Source organism: Vibrio sp. 1457 (assembly GCF_033340195.1).
Lineage (GTDB): Bacteria > Pseudomonadota > Gammaproteobacteria > Enterobacterales > Vibrionaceae > Vibrio > Vibrio alginolyticus.
This window is the reverse complement of the sequence record NZ_JAWOWA010000009.1, coordinates 105,118-124,366: the sequence shown is the minus strand read 5'-3', so window position 1 is coordinate 124,366 and position 19,249 is coordinate 105,118. Positions and strand designations below refer to the sequence as shown.

At 45.8% G+C, this 19,249-nt stretch carries 20 protein-coding genes; 8 read left to right on the top strand and 12 right to left on the bottom strand.

The annotated features are described in order from the left end of the window. Positions 1-24: 24 nt before the first annotated feature. The 3 genes from R7Z41_RS11900 to R7Z41_RS11890 all read left to right on the top strand — a co-directional run bounded on the left by R7Z41_RS11900 (position 25) and on the right by R7Z41_RS11890 (position 2,864). Positions 25-411: a thiol-disulfide oxidoreductase DCC family protein gene (locus tag R7Z41_RS11900; protein ID WP_047102487.1), complete on the top strand. Its 387-nt coding sequence runs from the start codon at positions 25-27 to the stop codon at positions 409-411. A gap of 175 nt (positions 412-586) precedes the next feature. Next, positions 587-2,248 carry a methyl-accepting chemotaxis protein gene (locus R7Z41_RS11895; protein WP_025768726.1) on the top strand — a complete coding sequence of 554 codons (1,662 nt, stop codon included), beginning with the start codon at positions 587-589 and terminating at the stop codon, positions 2,246-2,248. A gap of 121 nt (positions 2,249-2,369) precedes the next feature. Continuing rightward, positions 2,370-2,864, top strand: coding sequence for a peptidylprolyl isomerase (locus tag R7Z41_RS11890; RefSeq protein ID WP_020195057.1), 495 nt, complete (start codon positions 2,370-2,372; stop codon positions 2,862-2,864). 140 nt (positions 2,865-3,004) lie between these two features. On the opposite strand, the gene R7Z41_RS11885 is transcribed toward R7Z41_RS11890, so the two are convergent. Genes R7Z41_RS11885 through R7Z41_RS11855 form a run of 7 tightly spaced genes read right to left on the bottom strand, consistent with a single transcriptional unit; the run spans position 3,005 to position 9,619 of the window. After that, positions 3,005-3,796 (bottom strand): LytR/AlgR family response regulator transcription factor, encoded by a 792-nt coding sequence (locus tag R7Z41_RS11885; RefSeq protein ID WP_047102486.1) that lies wholly within the window; start codon positions 3,794-3,796, stop codon positions 3,005-3,007. Between the two features lie 15 nt (positions 3,797-3,811). Beyond that, complete coding sequence (locus R7Z41_RS11880; protein WP_318136366.1) at positions 3,812-4,834, bottom strand: sensor histidine kinase; 1,023 nt, start codon at positions 4,832-4,834, stop codon at positions 3,812-3,814. Further along, positions 4,835-6,163: a hypothetical protein gene (locus R7Z41_RS11875; RefSeq protein ID WP_206970551.1), complete on the bottom strand. Its 1,329-nt coding sequence runs from the start codon at positions 6,161-6,163 to the stop codon at positions 4,835-4,837. Between the two features lie 45 nt (positions 6,164-6,208). Further along, positions 6,209-6,994 carry an outer membrane lipoprotein-sorting protein gene (locus R7Z41_RS11870; RefSeq protein WP_206970552.1) on the bottom strand — a complete coding sequence of 262 codons (786 nt, stop codon included), beginning with the start codon at positions 6,992-6,994 and terminating at the stop codon, positions 6,209-6,211. Next, on the bottom strand, positions 6,987-8,255 hold the full coding sequence (locus tag R7Z41_RS11865; protein ID WP_206970553.1) for an ABC transporter permease: 1,269 nt from the start codon (positions 8,253-8,255) through the stop codon (positions 6,987-6,989). The genes R7Z41_RS11870 and R7Z41_RS11865 overlap by 8 nt, the downstream gene beginning before the upstream one ends. After that, positions 8,243-8,941 carry an ABC transporter ATP-binding protein gene (locus R7Z41_RS11860; RefSeq protein ID WP_171345561.1) on the bottom strand — a complete coding sequence of 233 codons (699 nt, stop codon included), beginning with the start codon at positions 8,939-8,941 and terminating at the stop codon, positions 8,243-8,245. Before R7Z41_RS11860 ends, R7Z41_RS11865 begins: the two co-directional genes overlap by 13 nt. 9 nt (positions 8,942-8,950) lie before the next feature. Beyond that, the gene (locus R7Z41_RS11855; protein WP_171345560.1) at positions 8,951-9,619 is read right to left on the bottom strand and encodes a hypothetical protein; all 669 of its coding nucleotides are present in this window, start codon (positions 9,617-9,619) and stop codon (positions 8,951-8,953) included. 392 nt (positions 9,620-10,011) lie between these two features. On the opposite strand from R7Z41_RS11855, the gene rodA reads away from it, so the two are divergent. Continuing rightward, positions 10,012-11,094: a rod shape-determining protein RodA gene (gene rodA / locus R7Z41_RS11850; RefSeq protein WP_065275570.1), complete on the top strand. Its 1,083-nt coding sequence runs from the start codon at positions 10,012-10,014 to the stop codon at positions 11,092-11,094. A gap of 72 nt (positions 11,095-11,166) precedes the next feature. On the opposite strand, the gene R7Z41_RS11845 is transcribed toward rodA, so the two are convergent. The 3 genes from R7Z41_RS11845 to R7Z41_RS11835 form a co-directional block, all read right to left on the bottom strand. Further along, the gene (locus R7Z41_RS11845; protein WP_005374482.1) at positions 11,167-11,883 is read right to left on the bottom strand and encodes a YebC/PmpR family DNA-binding transcriptional regulator; all 717 of its coding nucleotides are present in this window, start codon (positions 11,881-11,883) and stop codon (positions 11,167-11,169) included. 135 nt (positions 11,884-12,018) lie between these two features. Then, positions 12,019-12,228, bottom strand: coding sequence for a DUF3283 family protein (locus R7Z41_RS11840; RefSeq protein ID WP_005374484.1), 210 nt, complete (start codon positions 12,226-12,228; stop codon positions 12,019-12,021). Positions 12,229-12,328: 100 nt separating this feature from the next. Further along, positions 12,329-14,227 (bottom strand): ATP-binding protein, encoded by a 1,899-nt coding sequence (locus R7Z41_RS11835; protein WP_005383197.1) that lies wholly within the window; start codon positions 14,225-14,227, stop codon positions 12,329-12,331. Positions 14,228-14,295: 68 nt separating this feature from the next. Here R7Z41_RS11835 and R7Z41_RS11830 point away from each other — a divergent pair, with 68 nt between their 5' ends. Continuing rightward, positions 14,296-15,051, top strand: coding sequence for a substrate-binding periplasmic protein (locus R7Z41_RS11830; RefSeq protein ID WP_005374490.1), 756 nt, complete (start codon positions 14,296-14,298; stop codon positions 15,049-15,051). 68 nt (positions 15,052-15,119) lie between these two features. Here the strand turns inward: R7Z41_RS11830 and ribA are convergent, their stop codons facing one another. Together ribA and R7Z41_RS11820 are read right to left on the bottom strand one after the other, a co-directional pair. Beyond that, on the bottom strand, positions 15,120-16,181 hold the full coding sequence (gene ribA, locus R7Z41_RS11825) for a GTP cyclohydrolase II (protein ID WP_017635221.1): 1,062 nt from the start codon (positions 16,179-16,181) through the stop codon (positions 15,120-15,122). Positions 16,182-16,419: 238 nt separating this feature from the next. Then, on the bottom strand, positions 16,420-16,617 hold the full coding sequence (locus R7Z41_RS11820; RefSeq protein WP_005374493.1) for a PA3496 family putative envelope integrity protein: 198 nt from the start codon (positions 16,615-16,617) through the stop codon (positions 16,420-16,422). A gap of 361 nt (positions 16,618-16,978) precedes the next feature. Between R7Z41_RS11820 and R7Z41_RS11815 the strand changes: the two genes are divergently transcribed. From R7Z41_RS11815 to R7Z41_RS11805, 3 genes are read left to right on the top strand one after another with little or no spacing between them, the layout of a single operon-like run. Next, on the top strand, positions 16,979-17,827 hold the full coding sequence (locus R7Z41_RS11815; protein WP_005374497.1) for an ABC transporter ATP-binding protein: 849 nt from the start codon (positions 16,979-16,981) through the stop codon (positions 17,825-17,827). Between the two features lie 2 nt (positions 17,828-17,829). Continuing rightward, on the top strand, positions 17,830-18,762 hold the full coding sequence (locus tag R7Z41_RS11810) for an ATP-binding cassette domain-containing protein (RefSeq protein WP_017821873.1): 933 nt from the start codon (positions 17,830-17,832) through the stop codon (positions 18,760-18,762). Next, complete coding sequence (locus R7Z41_RS11805) at positions 18,762-19,229, top strand: hypothetical protein (protein WP_047102478.1); 468 nt, start codon at positions 18,762-18,764, stop codon at positions 19,227-19,229. Before R7Z41_RS11810 ends, R7Z41_RS11805 begins: the two co-directional genes overlap by 1 nt. The last annotated feature ends 20 nt before the right edge of the window (positions 19,230-19,249 follow it).

Genomic DNA, 19,249 nt, shown 5'->3' with positions numbered 1-19,249 from the left:
AAAATCTCAAACAAGAAGACCGCAATGACAAAACTCACCATATTTTATGACGGAACCTGCCCGCTTTGTGCCAAAGAGATGAAGGCGCTAAAACAACGCGATTCCAAGCAGCACATCAAAACCGTCGATATCTATAGTGATGCATTCGCAGATTATCCTCAGATCGCTCCTGAACAAGCCAACACCATTTTGCACGCCCTCAACGAAAAGGGGGAGCTTCTGCTTGGGTTGGACGTGACTCATCGTGCGTGGCAATTAGTTGGTCGCGGTTGGCTCTACGCTCCACTGCGTTGGCGCCTCGTTAAACCTGTTGCTGACTGGCTTTACCTCAAATTCGCAAAGAATAGGTATCGCGTCTCATATTGGTTAACAGGGACTTCTCGTTGCAATAGTGGGTCGTGTTCACGTTAATTGTGATCCCGCTTAAAAATGCTACGACCTTCGTCTAGATTTACAAATTTCCAGTACTTCTGATTGAGTAACTCGGTTAATCTCTAAGCATTACAACAATAAGTATTAACACTTTTATCAGGCAAGCTTATTCAGCTTGTCACTTGTAACGCTGCGCCGAGAGAAGGACGTCTCTATGAATCTGACGATCAGAAAACGACTATATATCCTTTCAATAATTCCAATTCTAACTATGGCAATAGGCATGATGTGGTTCACCTACGTACAAACCACAGCCTACAACGAGCACGAGATTGAGCAAACTCGAAGTCGAATGATGGAGATGAAAAAAGCCGAACTCAAAAGCTACGTACAAATGGCGCGTTCCGCTGTCGAGCCGCTACTCGCACAAAATGCCCCACTGGAAGAGGCTCTGCCTATCTTGAAACAACTAGAGTTTGGTCAATCCGGCTACATCTTTGGTTATGATTCAAAAGGCGTTCGCGTCGTGGTGGGTAAAAACACCAAAGGCATCGGGGAAAACTTCTATAACTTGCAGGACAAGAAAGGCAATTACCTGATTCAGGATTTGTTAAAAAATGCTAAAACTGGCGAGTTCACGACTTATTACTTCCCGAAACTCGGTCAGAGTGAAGCACTACCGAAACTGAGCTACTCAGTCTTTATTCCTGAATGGGACTTGATGTTGGGAACGGGTTTCTACACGGACGATATCGACGCCATTGTGGCAGACATGGAAAAAGCCGCACACGAAGATCTCAACACCACACTGACGGCAATAGCCCTGTTTTGTGCCTCGATAACAGCGATAGTTGCAGTCTTTGCCGTATTTGTTAACCGCAGCATCATGAAACCTATTGAGCAGTTTGATGCTTCAATTCACTCTTTCGCACAAGGCGATGCAGATTTAACCGCGCGCATGGAAGAATCGAGCGTGCCGGAGTTCACGCAGCTGAGCCGCAACTTCAATATCTTCGTTGAAAGCCTGCAAGGCATCATCAAGAGTGTTAGCCATGTCGGACAAGAAGTGGTTTCAGAGACCAACGAGATGTCACAGCGTGCATCGCAAGTGGACGAGTTAGCTTCAGGTCAACGTGAAGAAACCGAACAGGTCGCTGCGGCAATGACCGAGATGACAGCAACGGCGCACGAGATTTCAAACAACGCTAACCAAGCAGCGCAATCAGCCAGAGACGCCGATGAAAACTCACAACAAGCAAAACACATTGTTGATTCAGCAGCGAACTCTGTCGAAGCGCTCGCGCTAGAAGTGTCAGAAGCCAGCACGGTGATTTCTCGTTTAGAGAGCGACGTAAAAAACATTTCTTCTTCGCTAGAGGTTATTCAAGACATCGCCGAGCAAACCAACCTATTGGCACTGAACGCAGCCATTGAAGCAGCCCGTGCTGGTGAACAAGGTCGCGGCTTCGCAGTCGTTGCCGATGAAGTCCGTAAACTGGCAAGTCGCACTCAAGACAGCACAGGCGAAATTCACCAAATGATCGAGCAGTTGAAGTCTGGCTCGGATGCGGCAGTGAAAGCCATGGGTTCAAGCCAAGCGCGTGGTGAAGCAACGGTAGAAGAAGCACGAGCAGCCTCTGCCGCACTGCAAGAAATCCAAGCCGCAATTGCTAACATCATGGACATGAACACGCTTATCGCAACGGCAACTGAAGAGCAAAGCCAAGTTGGCCAAGAGATTTCACAACGTATCGAAGTCATCTCTCAACAAAGCAGCCAATCGGCACACCTTGCCAACCAAAACCGAGCAGGCAGTGGCAACCTTAACCACAAAGCCAACGAACTGTACGACTTGGTCGGTCGCTTTACGGTCTAGAGCTTTCCTCAAACACTCAACATGCAAACAGCGACGCCAAAACGTCGCTGTTTTTATTTCTGCTATCATAATGCGACTTAGCTATAATGCCGCCAACTTAGCACCCACAAGGGCAAACAAGATGATTATTATGACCACCAATTTCGGTGACATCGAAATTGAACTGAACCTAGAACGAGCGCCAGTTAGCTCAAAGAACTTCAAAAAATACTGTGAAGATGGCTTCTACAACGGCACCATTTTCCACCGCGTTATCGATGGCTTTATGATCCAAGGTGGCGGTCATACCGAAGACATGGCAGAAAAGCCAACACGTGCCCCGATCGCGAACGAAGCAAACCGTGGTCTAAAGAACCTTGTTGGCACTATCGCAATGGCGCGTACCGATGCACCGCACTCTGCAACGGCACAGTTCTTCATTAACTTGGAAGACAATGATTTCCTAGACCACACCGCAACTACCAACCTAGGCTGGGGCTACGCAGTGTTTGGTAAAGTGACCGCGGGTATGGATGTCGTAAACCGCATCGCGAAAGTGAAAACGACCTCTAAACTTGGTCACGATGATGTTCCATGCGATCCAATCATTATTGAGAAAGTGACAATCAGCGAATAAGCCCATTCATCTCTTCAGAGAAATCGTCGCTATAAAACAATAAAAGCGCCTAACGTTATATGACTTAGGCGCGTTTTGTTTTCGTTGCTGAAACAAATGAGCAGCGAGTTTACAGTGTAAAGAGTGAGCAGTTCTAGCGATTACATCCCTTTGAACAAACTTTGAGATGCACGGCTCACAGCGAGCTTAGTTTCTCCAACGTGAACAAACATTCTGCCAGCAAAGTCTTTGTTTACTTTGCTAATTTTGCACACTTGCACAACGCTTGAACGGTGTACTTGCCAGAACTGTTCTGGGTTAAGCTGCCCTATCAACTCTTTCAACGAGGTGCGAATCAAATACTCCTGCACTTTGCCTTGTCCTTGTTGGGCATACACAGAAACGTATTTTTCTTCCGCTTTGAAATACAATACATCAGACGTAGCAATCAGATGAATATCTTCCCCTTGCGTCGCTTTGATCCACTGAAGATATTGCGGCGTTTGTGGCGCGGATAATTGCTGCAACTGTTCTAACAGGCTGCTCATCTGCACATTACTGCTTTGTTGCTCTCGCTTAGCAAGGCGTGCTTTCACTCTTTCACACGTCGTCAGGAGGCGCTCATCCGAGATAGGCTTAAGCAAATAATCGGCGGCATTTTGTTCAAAGGCTTTGATGGCGTAATCATCGTACGCAGTAACAAACACAATCAAAGGTGGATTGGCGAGTTGATTGAGTTTTTGCGCCAATGTCATGCCATCCAAAACTGGCATACGAATATCGAGAAACGCAATATCAGGTTGGCTTTGCTCAATGGCTTGCAACGCTTGTTCACCATCGGCGACTTTGGCTATCACCTCTAGCTCTGGCCACACTTCAGCTAGGCTTTTATCAAGATGATGCCTCAATAGCGGTTCATCATCAGCAATAATGGCAGTAAACCCTGTATTCATTCCTTTCTTCCTTGATTACGATTCCATTGGCCAACTCAGGCGAACACAAACACCACCCTGAGCAGACTCACTGATAGAAACCTCTCCTTGCCCTGCGAACAAAGCTTCAACTCGCTGCTTGAGGTTACTTAAACCGACGCCAGAGCCCATGTGCCCACTAACATGATTCAAGCCAACACCCGTGTCTCTGACTTCAATCTTCAAGTTCTGTCGTTCACGCTTGATGAGCAAACTGATTTCGCCGCCTTCTCGCTTCGGCTCAATACCATGGATGATGGCGTTTTCGATTAAAGGTTGGAGCATCATCGGCGGTAATTCGGTTCTGCCTAGCCCTTCTTCCACCTCAATCTTGTAACTGAGTCGATCACCCAAACGAGTTTGTTGGATGCCTAAGTAAGCCTCAAGTAACGCCGTTTCATTGTCTATGGTGGTGTGTTCTTCGCGTGAGCTTTTGAGCGTCGCACGCAGCAGCGCGGTTAACTGTTCTAGCATTAGCTTGGCTTTATCGACATCTTGCGACATGAGCGCACTGATATTTGCCAAGGTATTGAATAAGAAATGCGGTTCAATCTGGCTTTGCATCTGCTTAAGCTGACTCAGCAACAGCGCACAATCTTGCTCTGCTTTCTCGCGCTTGATGGCTTCCAACTCTCGTTGAGCAACCGCCTCTTTCTCACGCGAGTAAAAATAGAAATAACACATACCGCTAAACAGTAATCCCATTAAGCCAACAGGGATCATATCGGAGATACCAAAATACTCTCCGAGCCAAAATTGCGCATTAATCACCCCAAACAATAAACAGGCAACAAGCGAACACACCACTTCTATCATACGCGGGAGGGTTGGAAACAAACGGTCAATCAACCATGAGAAGAAGATAGCCGAATAGCCAAATCCAAAGCTAACCGCCACATGAATGTAGAATGGACCGCCCCAAACCGAGAGCGTCATTGCTGCGATAAAGAGACAAAATGCCGTGGTCACTAATAAGCTACGCGGCCATCCACTTTTCACCACTGATTTTGCTGAACCCATTTAGAATTTCCCTTTGATGTTAAATACAATCATATGCTTATCATTGATTTGTGCGTAAGCAGATTGGTCGTCTCCGGTTAAAAAGCGTGCGGCAACTTCCACTTCTACACTTTGGTCGCCAGTATCAATCCATTGGTAGTTAAGCCACTGCGTGACAATCACACCGCCATCTTGCGGCGACAACATCACATCCAACGTAGGAGTTACATCACTTAGCCAGCCCATATCCGCTTTGCCGTTCCATGCAGCCCATGCTTCTACATCCCAACTCCAGTGCAGCATTACGTTATGCTGAACGATATTGGCATGCTGAAACCCTTGGGCGTAGCTTGTCGCAAGTAGAGAAACATTATGGTCGGGGATCTGAGAGAGTAATTCGCCACGCTCTATTGCTTGTTGCCATTCACCTTTCGACCATGCACGGCTGTCGTACCAATATTCAGCAATCACGTTGTGTCCGGCTTGGTTTGCCCAGTTCAATCCAATCAAGGCTTGGAATGCGCTGCCCTGCTTCTCAACCGAAACAGGTTGGTAAAGATCGTCTTGCTGAAACTGATAGCCGACACTTTGCTTTTGCCACAGCATGGAACCGTGCATGGCGATGGATTCATCCCACACGGCGATGGCACTGGCGCCAAGTAAACCTCGGCGCACATCATCGTAATAACCAATAAGTTGATACTCGGTATCACCCACCAGCGCATAACGACGAATACCAACACCTTGCTGCTCTGCGGCTTGATCCAGTGCACTCTGGTCTTGTTGCCCCCAGCTTGAATCCGTTGCAATCACCGTCCACTCGCCTGCCATATCGTAGTGTGAGAGTGAAAACACACCCGCACCTTCTTCTGCTACTAAGCCAACCGGGTTTTGTCGATAAGGCTTAAACAGATCCAAAGGTCGGTAGCCATAACCCACGCCCCAATCCACGCGTAACTTACCCAAACTCACATCAAGAGTGGTATCACCGACTTGCCACTCCCCTAGCCAAGCCAGCTCTCGAATCAGCAATTGGTTATCAGCTTCACTCCACCAATCACTCTCTCCTTGTTGGTTGAGGTACAACCCTTGGCTGTACAGAGCGAACAAGCCACTTAAGTTTTGATAGTTCACCTGCACATCCAGTAGCGCATTGAGTGAATCACGAGAGCTGCCCTGCGCTTGCATAAACGCACTGTCACGCTGCTTAGCAGTTTCGTAACTGACAGCCCAATCCCACTCGAAACTCAGTTCATCATTGGCAAAAGCAGGGGCTGACGCGCCCACACACAATGAGGCAGCAATCAAAAAACTAGTGCTTTTGTTAAGGTTAGGCTGGTGCGGTTTCATGTGACTTCCTTGCTCGTTTTCATGCTTCTGTTTGCAAAGCTCAGGCTAAAGCTGAGTCGTGTTGGCCTTCGGCAAATAGCTTGGGTTGTAGAACTTGTTGTCCAGTTGCCAAGGCACGATTTCTTGGTACTCGATAACGGTCTTTTTGCTCGGCTGAATGCTATCAAGCAAGGTCATCTCACTGACATAGTCTTCACCGTTGTCAGTTGCACGTCCGTATTGCGCTTGCTTGGCGAGTTTGCCAGAGCGCAAGTAGAGATCGGCTTTGATTGGAAATGCATCTTGCTCAGACAACCATAAGTCGATCTTCTGATAACTCGCCCCTTTGGTTTTCGCGGTTAACGCAAGGTGATAAGCCGAGACACTTTCTCCGTTCACCGAAACAGTTTCTGTCGCTTTCCATTCACCTAGATAATCTTGACTCCACGTCAGCGTTGATATGTCGCCGATAGACGCTTCACCAAGCAGCTTTTGCATTGGCGTAATTCGAATAGGCCGACGGCTCTTTGGCATTTGCAGCCAGTAGTTATCGCCCATCATCAACATCTTTTGCCCAGCTTCGACTGCTGATTTGAACACCACCAGCGATTCACGATTTGGACGCGTGTACACGTGGTAAAGGCGGGTTTTATCTAACTCTTGGTCTTGATATAAGCGCACCAGAGACACCACTTTGGAGGAATCATCTTGCAAACGGTAGCTATCCGCTTTTTCAATCAATTGCGCGACTTGCTGTGCATCTAGCGCTGTTTCATTCGCGCTGGCATTCATGCTTGCAACGCCAGTTACCGTCAGCAATGCAATTGGTAATAGTAATTTGAAATTAAACATAAATCAGAGCCTCCGTAATTGGCTTGTTCACCCCTTTGCGCGCCGAGAAAAACGCCGCAACCAAACAAATCATCAATACTGCGAATCCTGCGACAGCTGCCAGCTCCCAAGAGAAGTAAATCGTTAATGGGTAACCTTCTGTACGTCCTGGCGGTGGCGGCATTTGCACATCCACGACCATCAGTAAGACAGTAACGAACCCAGTAAACAAAGCGCCAATTAAGCTGCCAATCACCGCAAGTAAGCCTGCTTCACGCAAGAACCCAGCAATGATTTCGCGAGGGTAGCTACCAAGAGCCGACAAGGTGCCGATTTCACGAGTACGCTCGGTGACCGACATGGTCATGGTGTTGAACAGGGCAACAAAGACCACCAGCGCCATTACTGCACCCATGATGCCGAAGATACGGTCGTACAAATCTTTCACTTTGAGATAGAAGAACGCGCGTTCTTGCCAAGGCGTGATCTCAATATCTTGCTCGCCAAAGTTCTGCTTTTGCTTACTCAAAACCGAAGCCACTTGTTGCTCGACTTGGCTAGTTAAACTGGTATCGAACAGAAAGACAGATAACGCACTGACTTTGTCTGAACCGAGCAGCGATTGCGCGCTGTTGATGTGCACGTACAACTGGCGTTTATCAAGCTCTGGTACGCCTGTTGAATAGATGCCACGAACTTTGAAGTCATACGCGTTCAATGCACCGTCGGTAGTGGTCGCCAGCAAGGTAATCCAATCGCCAACGTGCACGCTTAGGTTGTTCGCCAAATCAACGCCGAGCATCACTTCTGGCTCTGCAGGGTCATAACGCGATGCATGAATGTTTGACAGCGTCTGCCCTTCACGCACATCCAAAAACGGCCCTTTCATATCGAATTCGCGCTCGTTCACGCCAATGCCTATAAAGATCGATGACTTGTTGCCGTTGGAAATCAAACCGCTGAATTCAACTCGCGGCTGCACGCCTCGCACTTCGTTTAAGCCAATCAATTGCTTGGTGATGTCGTCGGCGTGAGTTAAACCGTTACTCAACGGCATCTCTTCTTCTTTAGCGAAGTAACCCGGCGTGGTTAACGTCAGATGCCCCGTGTCACGCGCTGTCGACTCTTTTAAACTGTCGTAGGTATACAGACCAAAACCACCCGCACTGGTTAACGCAAACACGGCAATGGCGATGATCAGCATCGACAACAAACTGCGACGGCGATTGCGTTGCAGGTTCAACCAAGCAAGGCGAACCGAAACTGGAATTAGCTTGCCCATGAAACCTCCTCCACACTTGCGTGCGTTTGGGTAATCTTGCCGTCCACCAACTCAATGGTGCGGTCACAACGGGATGCCATACGAGGGTCGTGTGTGGCGACGATAAAAGTAGTGCCAAGCTCATGTCCGAGCCCTTTCATAATGTCGATGATCTTGTTGGCAGTTTGGCTATCAAGGCTCGCGGTTGGCTCATCAGCAATCACCAACGCCGGTTTGTGTACTAACGCACGAGCAATTGCCACACGTTGTTGCTGACCGCCTGATAGGTTATCGGGCATATGATGAATAAACTCGCCCAAGCCAACGTGTTCTAGCATTTGTGTGGCGAGCTCGGTTTGTTCTGCTTTTGAAAAGCCATTGAGATGCAGCGGATAAGCCACGTTCTCTAGCGCCGTCATCACGGGCACAAGATTGAATTTTTGAAATACAAAGCCAAGCTTTTCACGGCGCATTTTCGCAGCCTGCATTTGTCCGGTTGGGTATGGGCTGCCGGCAAATGTCACCTGACCTTGGTATTGAGTATCCAGCATGCCAAGCACGTTAAGTAAGGTGCTTTTGCCTGAGCCAGACGGTCCGCACAATGCCACCATTTCGCCGGCAAACACTTCACCAGACACGTCTCGCAATGCACGTACCATTTGGCTACCAAGGGCGTAATCACGGCTAAGTTGATTAAAAACAATCATGACGCCTCCCTAATACTTGGCTAGCAGCGCTTTCGCGGTTTGCGTTTCTAGATTGCTGTCGCCCAATTGCTCCATTTGCGCTAACCATGTTTTGGCTTGTTGGACATCTTCAGCGCGTAGTGCTGCTTCAATGGCGTAGCGATAAATCCACGAAGTAGCCGCGAAAGGTTGTTGGCTAAAACTCGGCTCATCGAGCAATGAAAGGTACAGCTCGTAGCCACGCTCAAAGTGATTGAACATATCAGGTAGAGAGGTAAACGTAGTGGCTGCCATGGCGGTGGCTAATTGGTATTCCGGCAAGCCTTGTAAGCGTTGTTGCTCTTGCAGTGGAACTGGCTGATTCGCCATTAAATCCAAACCTTTTTGGATTGTGGCAAGACCGCGCTCGGTGAACTTCATCTTGTTCCAAGGCATAAACGCCTCACGACCTTGCAACGTTTCAGCACTACCTAAATACACCAAGGTCACCGGCGTTGCGCCTTGCTCTTCGAGTTGTTTAGATAATTCGCCGTAAACGGTATCAACTAAACCAGAGTCACCCTGCGCCGCTTGGTTGAATTGACTGAGTGTGCGCTCGCTTGGGTTAGCCAGAGTCAGATTGCTGCTGAGTGCAAATGCGGCGATAAAGGTACTTGCCAGTTTAAGAGCTTTGATTGAGCGAAATTGAGAAACCATCATGTACTGTCCTTAGCTGAACGTGATTTGATGGTTTCAGATTAAGGGAGAAGATCGCACGCTGCTTTTGCATGCGACCAATGGCAGTTATGCGGAGTGAATGGTATTGAGAGAGGATGAATGACATTCACTTAAACAGAAAATACAATTCCGTTCATTCGTAACGCTACATTTTTACGGCAGTCACAATAAAAACACTGGCTTAAAATCTGAGGCTAGTGTATTTATCCATCCCACAGCTCCCCATAACAGACAGTGCGCACTCTCCTTTCTTACACACCTTTGCATGGTGTCTGTTGTTTCGAAATCGAGATTCTTAGCATCGGAATAGTTTGAACTCTTCGAGTTTTAGTTGTTTTCGCACTCAAAATAGGTGCGTTATTAGGTCGTTGAAAATGAATAAGCGTTATTTCCCAAGAGTTGATTTGCCACTACTCATGGCGATCATTCCGATCATGCTGTTAAGTTCGCTCACTCTCTGGAGTGCCAGTAGCTTTAATGAGGCGATGCTCTTCAAACATTTGGCGCGCTGCGGACTGACATTAGTTTGCATCTTGGTCATGTCCTCGATTCCAGCGTCCAGCTATCAGCGCTCAGCTCCATATCTCTACATTATTGCGGTTGCTCTGCTACTTGCTGTCGCTTTATTTGGTGATAGCACCAATGGCTCTCAACGTTGGCTCGATATCGGCTTCTTCCGCTTTCAACCGTCTGAGCTAATCAAGCTTTCCATTCCAATCATGATCGCCTGGATGCTTCATATTGAAGGAGGTCGACCAGACAGTCGGAAAATTGCGTTTTGCTTACTTATTACAATGATTCCTGCCGGGTTAATCGCGCTACAACCGGATTTAGACGGTGCAGTTTTTACCATCATTTATGCATTGTTCGTTTTGTTTTTGGCTGGCATGAGCTGGAAAATAATCTGCGGGTTTATTGCGAGCATTTTAACGTTAGCACCTATTTTATGGTTCTTCGTTATGGAAACCTATCAAAAGAGCCGTGTAACACAGTTCTTGCACCCTGAGTCCGATCCACTGGGTTCGGGCTACCAAATCATCCAATCTTTGATTGCGATTGGCTCAGGCGGTATGAAAGGCAAAGGCTGGATGAATGCAACGCAGGGAACACTTGGCTTTATTCCAGAAAGTCATACGGACTTTATTTTTTCGACATATGCAGAAGAATGGGGCTTTGTTGGCAGTTTAGTCTTACTCGCATTGTACTTGTTTATTACTGCACGCGTTATGTTGCTTGCATGTCAGTCTGACCACTTTTTTAGTCGGCTGGTAAGTGGCGCATTAGCGATGAGCTTTTTTCTGTATGCTTTTATCAATACGGGCATGGTGAGTGGCTTGTTGCCAGTAATGGGTAGCCCACTTCCCTTCTTTAGCTATGGCGGCACGGCGATGCTAACTCAAGGTATCTGTTTTGGTGTAATCATGTCGCTGTGTTATTCCAAATATCGTAACGCATAGCGTTGCTTGAGAAAAAGCGATCAAAAAAGGCTTCCCTAAAGAAGCCTTTTTACAACGATATGAGCGAATTAATTACAGCTCTGCGTTGTGGTAAACCTGCTGAACATCATCACAGTCATCTAGAAGATCTAGGAATTTCTGGAACTTCTCAGCATCTTCACCCGATACAGGCGTATGAGTTTGCGGAACGAATGTGATTTCTTCAACATCGATCGTTAGATCTGGGAATGCACCGTTAAGCGCAGTTTTTGTTTTGAAGAATTCTGTGTGAGGTGCGAATACAGTGATAACACCGTCTTCTAGCTCAACGTCAGTAACGTCTACGTCTTCCATCATTAGCGTTTCTAGGATGATTTCATCATCGTCGCCTTTGAACTGGAATACCGCTTGGTGGTCGAACATGTGAGAAACCGAGCCCTCAACACCAATTTTCGCACCGACTTTCACAAAGCATTGGCGTACATCTTGGAAAGTACGGTTGCCGTTGTCTGTTAGACAGTCAACGATAACGCTAGTACCGCCAGGGCCGAAGCCTTCGTAACGTGCAGGAGTGTAGTCTTCACCACCGCCACCGTTCGCTTTGTCGATCGCTTTATCGATAACGTGCGCAGGAACTTGGTCTTTTTTCGCTTTTGCGATCAGGTGTTTCAAAGACAAGTTCATGTCTGGATCACCACCACCGTTTTTCGCGCACATGTAAATTTCTTTACCGTATTTGGAATAAACTTTAATTTTCGCGCCTGCAGTTTTCGCCATAGAGGCTTTGCGCACTTCAAAACTTCTTCCCATCGGGATGTCTCTCTAAATTCAAATTTAATGCGAAGGATTTTAGCAAAAAGCGAAACCTTTTCAATTTCGCTTAGCAAAGGAATAGGGAGGTTACCTCATTCGTCGCATTGGATTGAACCATTGCCACGGTTCGCGTTAAGCGACACCCATTACTCGTTTGTACTTTTCGACCGATTGCTGGAAAAACGCCTTTTCATCAGCATCGTTAATCTTGGACAACTGTTCTTCTATTGCTTCAGGACCAGATTTGGCCTCTCTGAGCTTCCAAACCAAAAACGACGCCTGCTTATCCAGTTCGATTTTGTTTTTTTCGTCAGGCGGCAATAGGGATAGATTAAACGACATTCACAGCCTCAAGGTACTTTAAATACTAGCCGGGCACTATATCACACAGAGTTACAATTACAGAATAGAAACGCACTTAACTTGATCGATTTCAAGTTAACTATTTAGGCACAGCGCTGATTTTCAGTGCTTTTGGTAAATGCTGTTCGAATATTTGTTGTAATCGAGTCTTGGTAACGGGTTTAGCCACGAACTCGTTCATCCCAACATCGAAGCAATGTTGCTGATCCTCTTTAATGACATTGGCACTTAGCGCAATAATTGGAACGTGTTTCCCCCACTCTCCCATTTTTCGAATTCGTTCCGTAGCAATAAACCCATCCATCACAGGCATTTGGCAGTCCATAAAAATCAAATCGAAAGGCTGCTGATCACACAGCTGCAATGCTTCTTCGCCATGGTTGGCGACACTCACTCGCACACCCAGTTTTTCTAACATGATGCGAACTACCTTCTGATTGACGATGGTATCTTCAACAACCAGTACCCAAGGTTTATCATTATCTTGAGGGCTGATTTCGTTGTCTTCCGCTTTCCGGAAATCTAATACATTAAGTTGGTCGGTATAGGTCGATTGCGCATTTATTACAGCAACAGGAATCGAAAATTCAAAACAGCTTCCCAGCCCAAGCTCACTTGTTAGTTGTATTTCCCCTCCCATCAAGTTAACCAACTGTGCAGCTATCGCCAAACCAAGCCCTGTCCCACCATACTTTCTGGTGGTACTACCATCAGCTTGTTGGAAGCGTTCGAAGATTGCTTGTTGGTGCTCTTTCGCAATACCAATACCAGAATCCACAACTCGAAACCGGATATGAGCGGTCTCTCCATCAAGTCGAGATAACGCTACAAGAAGCTTCACATGGCCGCGCTCGGTAAATTTAATCGCGTTGCTCAACAAATTGTTCAGAACTTGTTTCAATCGTGTGGCATCACCTTGCACTTCCATTGGCAAGTGAGGATCAATATCGCTGAGCAGCTGTAAGTTTTTCTGCTTGGCTTTGACACTATGTAAACTGATGACATCGTCAAGTAGCTCGCGAAGATCATAGCTCGTGTATTCCAGCTCTACTTTGCCAGCTTCAACTTTAGAGAAGTCCAAAATGTCGTCGATGATCGTCATTAGTGAGTGAGAAGAACTGTCAATGATCTCTACAAACTCTTTTTGCTGGGGATCGAGGTCGGTGTCATTGAGCAACGACGACACACCAATAATGCCATTCATCGGTGTGCGGATCTCATGACTCATAGTGGCAAGAAACTCACTTTTCTTACGATTAGCGACTTCTGCCCTATCGCGTTCAGCCTCTAACTCAGTCTGGTGCTCTTTCACTTTCTCAACACTTCGGTTGTATTTCTCTGCCAAAACACTCACTTCATCAAAGCACCATCGTTTAGGGAGAGTCACTTTACTCGGCACTGTACCGCCACGAAAATCGCTCACCGCACCAGACAGCAATTGTAACGGATTGACCAACAAGCGAAACGCCACCCAAAGAACACCAATGATGAGGACAAGAATTTTGATCGCTTCTGTCGTAAGTAGAAAAAAGAACTGCTGCCAAAGATCTTCATATATCGCGCTAAGATCCGATTGAACCGTTAATATCGCGAGATCATACGTTTTATCGCCGACCCGATACTGCATCGGCCAGCTTCTCTCGACAACATCCTCAGAAAGCGCCGAACCTAATTCAATGATAACTTCGTCTTCACTAGCAATACGTAAGTAGTCCACCGAGGGCATACGCATTGCACCTTGAGCTTGTGTCAGCAACAGCTCCCTATCCTCTACCCACAAACTCGCAGAAAAACTCGATAAATAGCTAGACTCAACCTGCTTTAATTCAACATCTAAATGGGCTAAATCTTCGTGAAAAACTCGATATAAGCTCACTGTAGAAATGATGACCGTAAAGATTAAACTCAACGTTAATACCGCCAACATAAGTTGGTTGCCGATACTAAAACGACGTTGAGATCGCTCTTTTTCATCCATATGAAACCGCTCCGATAAACTTGCGCTACTCTAAATATAGCTACGCACAAATAATAATCGAGGATACGATGAAAAGACTTCTACTTAGATTGGCTTTTAGCTTAATTGTTGTAAGTTCTCATGTGACCGCAAATCAAGTGAACTATTACGTCATTGCTGAACAAGCTCGACCATTTCAAATTGAACAACAGGGACAAATGCACTCAGGGATTGTGACCGATATCGTCAGCGCTATCTTCGCGGAGTCGGATTACCAAGTGAATTATCATACTTATCCATTTAAACGTATGATTTCCATATTGGAAGAAGGCGCTGAGCCAAACTGGTTAACTTATGGCAGCCCGAACTGGGGCAAGGTGCAATCGGAAAATTTATCTGAGGAGCCCATTTACACTGTAAAACATGTACTGGTGTCGAGTAGCGAGAAGCCTTTAGAATTCAAAAATATGGATACGATGCATGGTCGTTCTATTGTATTACTGCTGGGGTTTGATTATCCAAATTTAACACCGTTCTTTGAAAATGGCAGTGTCAATGAAATGCGCGTGAAAGACTACAACGCCGCATACCGAGTGATAAGCCGAACCCCTGGAGATACAGCTTTTGTCGAGATGGAATCCCGAGTCCTTTACAACTTAAAGCGACTCAATTTGCCGTTAGAGAATTTTCAGATACAGCCTTTCAGCTCGGTTATTCCTGACTACTCAATCTACCTGGCTTTTTCACCTCAAATGCAACCAGAAACTCAAAATTACATCAATACACGACTCGTTGAATTAAAAGCCTCAGGGGAAATTGATGAAATCATTCAAAAGTATCAATGAATCAACTCATTAACAAAAACGCCAACGATGATACGTTGGCGTTTTTGTTTCTGTAAAATCTGTAGCACTTACTTAGTGTGGTTAACAAACTTAGGATCAAACATGTGCCCCAATTTACTCGCCTTGGTTTGCAGGTAATGTTGATTACTTGGGTTATTCCCTTCTTGTAATGGCACTCGTTCAATGACGTTAATATCAACCGCTTTTAAGGCGGCGAGCTTGCGTGGGTTATTCGTCATTAGACGCACAGCGTCAATCCCCAAATGCTCTAGCATTCCTTTACAGAACGCGTAATCACGCATATCAGCGGCAAAACCTAAACGTTCATTTGCTTCCACGGTATCTGCGCCATCATCTTGTAAGTGATAGGCACGAATTTTATTAATCAAGCCGATTCCACGTCCTTCTTGACGTAAATAAAGCAGCACGCCACATCCCTCTTTGACGATGTTTTGTAGCGCTCTATTAAGCTGAAAACCACAGTCACAACGCGTGCTAAATAGAGCATCTCCGGTAAGACACTCCGAATGCAACCGAATAAGTGGTGCTGCACTTTTTGTTGGCTCGCCATAGACCAGAGCAAGATGCTCTTTATTTGTCGCGGCTTCAATAAAGCCGTACATCATAAATGTGCCCCACTGGGTGGGCAATTTGGCTTTATCGATAAACTTCACGAGATTGTAAGGCTCAACATGTCTCAGCTCTGCCCGCACATTCATCAGAATCTCTCCTAGATGATTTTCTCCTTTACCATCTCCCCCGTCTCCCCAAAAGGCATCTTTATGAGAATGCTCTGTTAGGCAAGCGTTACCCGTTCTCATTAATTGCTGCGCTAATGGTGGATTTTGTAGAAACTTTTCCCTAACGATGAAAGCCATAACAGCCAACTTTATATCGTCCCAATCGCTTCTGACAAAGTGTTCGTATTTACGGCTTAAAGCAAACGCTTCATCAGGGGTGCTTGCGTGCTGAATTTTACTTTGCAACTGAGCATCGAGAAACTTTTGGGCTTGGTAATAATGTTCGCTGGTGGGCCAAGTTTGGGAGGAGATATTGACTGGGGCATGGCAAAAGTTTGAGAGAAAACCGTGGGGCTCATCGGGTTCATAAAAAAGGATTTGATCAACCATACTTGCGCTCCTTGCTTTGTGGTTGCGATAATCAACAAAAAGCATATCGCTACTGATATATCTAGTAACACAAGGTCAGATTGTCAAACTTCTTCGGGACGGGACGTGAGTGTGAAACTCGTGCTTTTGAGGCGCAAGACAGATAAATGGAGGTTTTGAATAAGAGAGTAATAGAGTGAAAAAATAAAAAGGGCAGTCCGTCGACTACCCTATGGGTTGCTAAACCAACCTGAGGCGATCAGTGTATCAAGCCAAGCTCCCTTGCTTCTTCAATGGTCAACCCACTTTCACGGATCTCACGTAACGCTTCAATGCGTCTTCTGGCTTCTGCTGATTTCACTGTTTTCTCTGGCTTCACAACGGTTTCCTCATCAGGTAATTCCCATTTGTGAGCGATGTTGGTCATCTCGTCATGGTCGATAGAATTAATGGACATATTTCCTCCGAACACACCATGTTTTCGATGCGTAATCTATAGCAAAACCGGAACAAGGTGGTAAGAAAAACTGTAGGGAAATGTGACCCCTCCCGCCCTTTCGTTAACTCCTTAATAGATTCATCATTTAAGTTTTGCCAAGGGACAAATTTACGATTAAATTTGAGTAATTACCCCTACGAAAAGTGTGCTGATCTAGCTCTCAATTCTGCTCTTCTTTAGTTTTATCAACGACGCATTACACCACTTCCTGTTTCACCTAACTTTCGAGTCACTTCACTGATTCATAGCTTGATACTTTCTAAAAACCGCCACACCTGATAATGATAATAATTATCTTTTAGATTGATAAGGTGTTTATATGGATGGTATTAACTTAAGTCATGCATACCACAATGACCCGGTCATCCAGATCCGAGATTTGTGCGTCGATTACATCACTGATAATGGTGATTTTAATGCGGTAAAGTCCGTCAGCTTTGATATCGGCAAAGGCGAAGTATTTGGTCTTGCCGGTGAATCTGGATGTGGTAAAAGCACAATCGCATTCTCAATAAATCGTCTTCATAAGCCGCCAGCGTTCATTTCTGGCGGTAAAATATGGTTTGATGGCAAAGATATCCTTAGTATCTCAGACTCTGAACTGACCGCTCTAAGGTGGAGTGAAATCGCCATGGTGTTCCAGAGCGCGATGAACTCACTCAACCCTGTCTTAACGATACAAGAGCAATTTGCAGATGTGTTACGACACCATCAAGGCCTCACTAACGCTCAAGCAAAAGATAGAGCAGAAAAGTTGTTGGACTTGGTCAATATTCCTCGAGAACGCTTAGCAGAATATCCTCATCAATTTTCAGGAGGAATGCGTCAGCGCTTGGTGATAGCCATTGCTTTGTCTCTAAATCCAAAACTGATCATTATGGATGAACCCACAACAGCATTAGATGTAGTGGTACAGAGAGAAATTTTACAGCAAATTTATCAGCTTAGAGATGAGTTCGGTTTTTCAGTCCTCTTTATCACTCATGACCTGGCACTCATGAGCCAACTATGTGATCGAATTGCAATCATGCGTCACGGAGAAATCGTCGAAGTCAATCGAGCATACGATATACGCAATCATCCTCAACACCCCTACACGCAAAAGCTATGGGCTTCTTTCCCAAACATCCATGACGTCCACAAACAACCAGAGTTACAAGGAGCGTAACCATGAGCCAGCCTATCATCCAAATGAAAAATGTGATTAAAGAATTCAAAGTGGGCGGTGGTTTAGCGAAAGAGGAAACCTTTCGTGCGCTTCAAGGAGTGACTTTTGATCTGTACGCAGGAAAAACCTTGGCTTTGGTTGGAGAGTCAGGCTGCGGTAAGAGTACTTGCGCTCGTTTAATAACCAAAGTCTATCCTGCAACGGAAGGCGAGATCCTTTTCAATGGCACTGACATAAATGAGATCACGTCACGATCGGCTCTACAAGAATATCGCAGTAAAGTACAAATGGTGTTTCAAGATCCGTTTGGCTCTCTCAATCCAACTCATACCATTCGCCATCACCTAACACGTCCTTTAAAAATTCATAAACAAGTCAAAAACGAGCGCGACATCCCAGCCCGCTTGGAAGAGCTTCTAAAGCTGGTGGAACTACCTGAAGAGACATTGAATAAGTTCCCTCACGAACTCAGTGGTGGGCAACGTCAGCGAGTAAACTTAGCAAGGGCTTTAGCGGTAGGTTCGCAAATCATTCTTGCGGATGAGCCTACGTCTATGCTGGATGTTTCTATTCGCTTGGGAGTGTTGAATTTAATGCAACGAATGAAGCAAGAACTGGGAATTGGTTTTTTATACATCACACATGATCTGGCGACTGCGCACTACATCGCGGAAGAAACCGCAGTAATGTACAAAGGGCAAATCGTTGAATGGGGCGACACTCATTCAATACTTAAGAATCCGCAGCATCCTTATACTAAGCTGTTGATTTCTGCCGTTCCTGATCCTGACTTACCTTTTGGTAACTTAGTGAAAAATGAGCCAAACTATTCGATAGATGCCGATGAAATTCGTCAACGTAGCAGCATAATTGTCGACGAATTTGATCAAATAGGGCCAAATCACTATGTAAAACAATGGACTGAGGCAGCGTAATGGATTTGAGTACTTGGCAAGATCAAATCGCCATGTGGTACGAACAGCGGAAACATGATCAAGTAGAAAAATTGGAAACGATCTTATATCAGGTGCCTGATGACGTGTTTGGACCCGAATTGAGTGATCTTCAAAGTAAAGCGATTGCTTGCTGGTTGGATGGATGTTTACGCGTGTTTCAACATGCAAGCTACCAAGACCCTCAGAAAGCATATCAAACCTTGCTTTATACGAGTGCAAAGCTTGAACAAGCAGCATGCCAAGTCTCGACTGATATTCTGATCAAAGATTGGTGTTTGAGACGACTTCAGCATCTCACCGTTGTGGCGTTAGAGTTTTGTAATCAGCAGTGTGATCAAAACAAGTGGCAGGAACAAGCCCATAGCTTAATCGAATCACATGTTGCGTTGATGCGTTCATTACATTGGAATGAACCCAAGAAGCATGATCAAGGTTTACCTCATTAGTCCGGAAAAATGATCAAGGC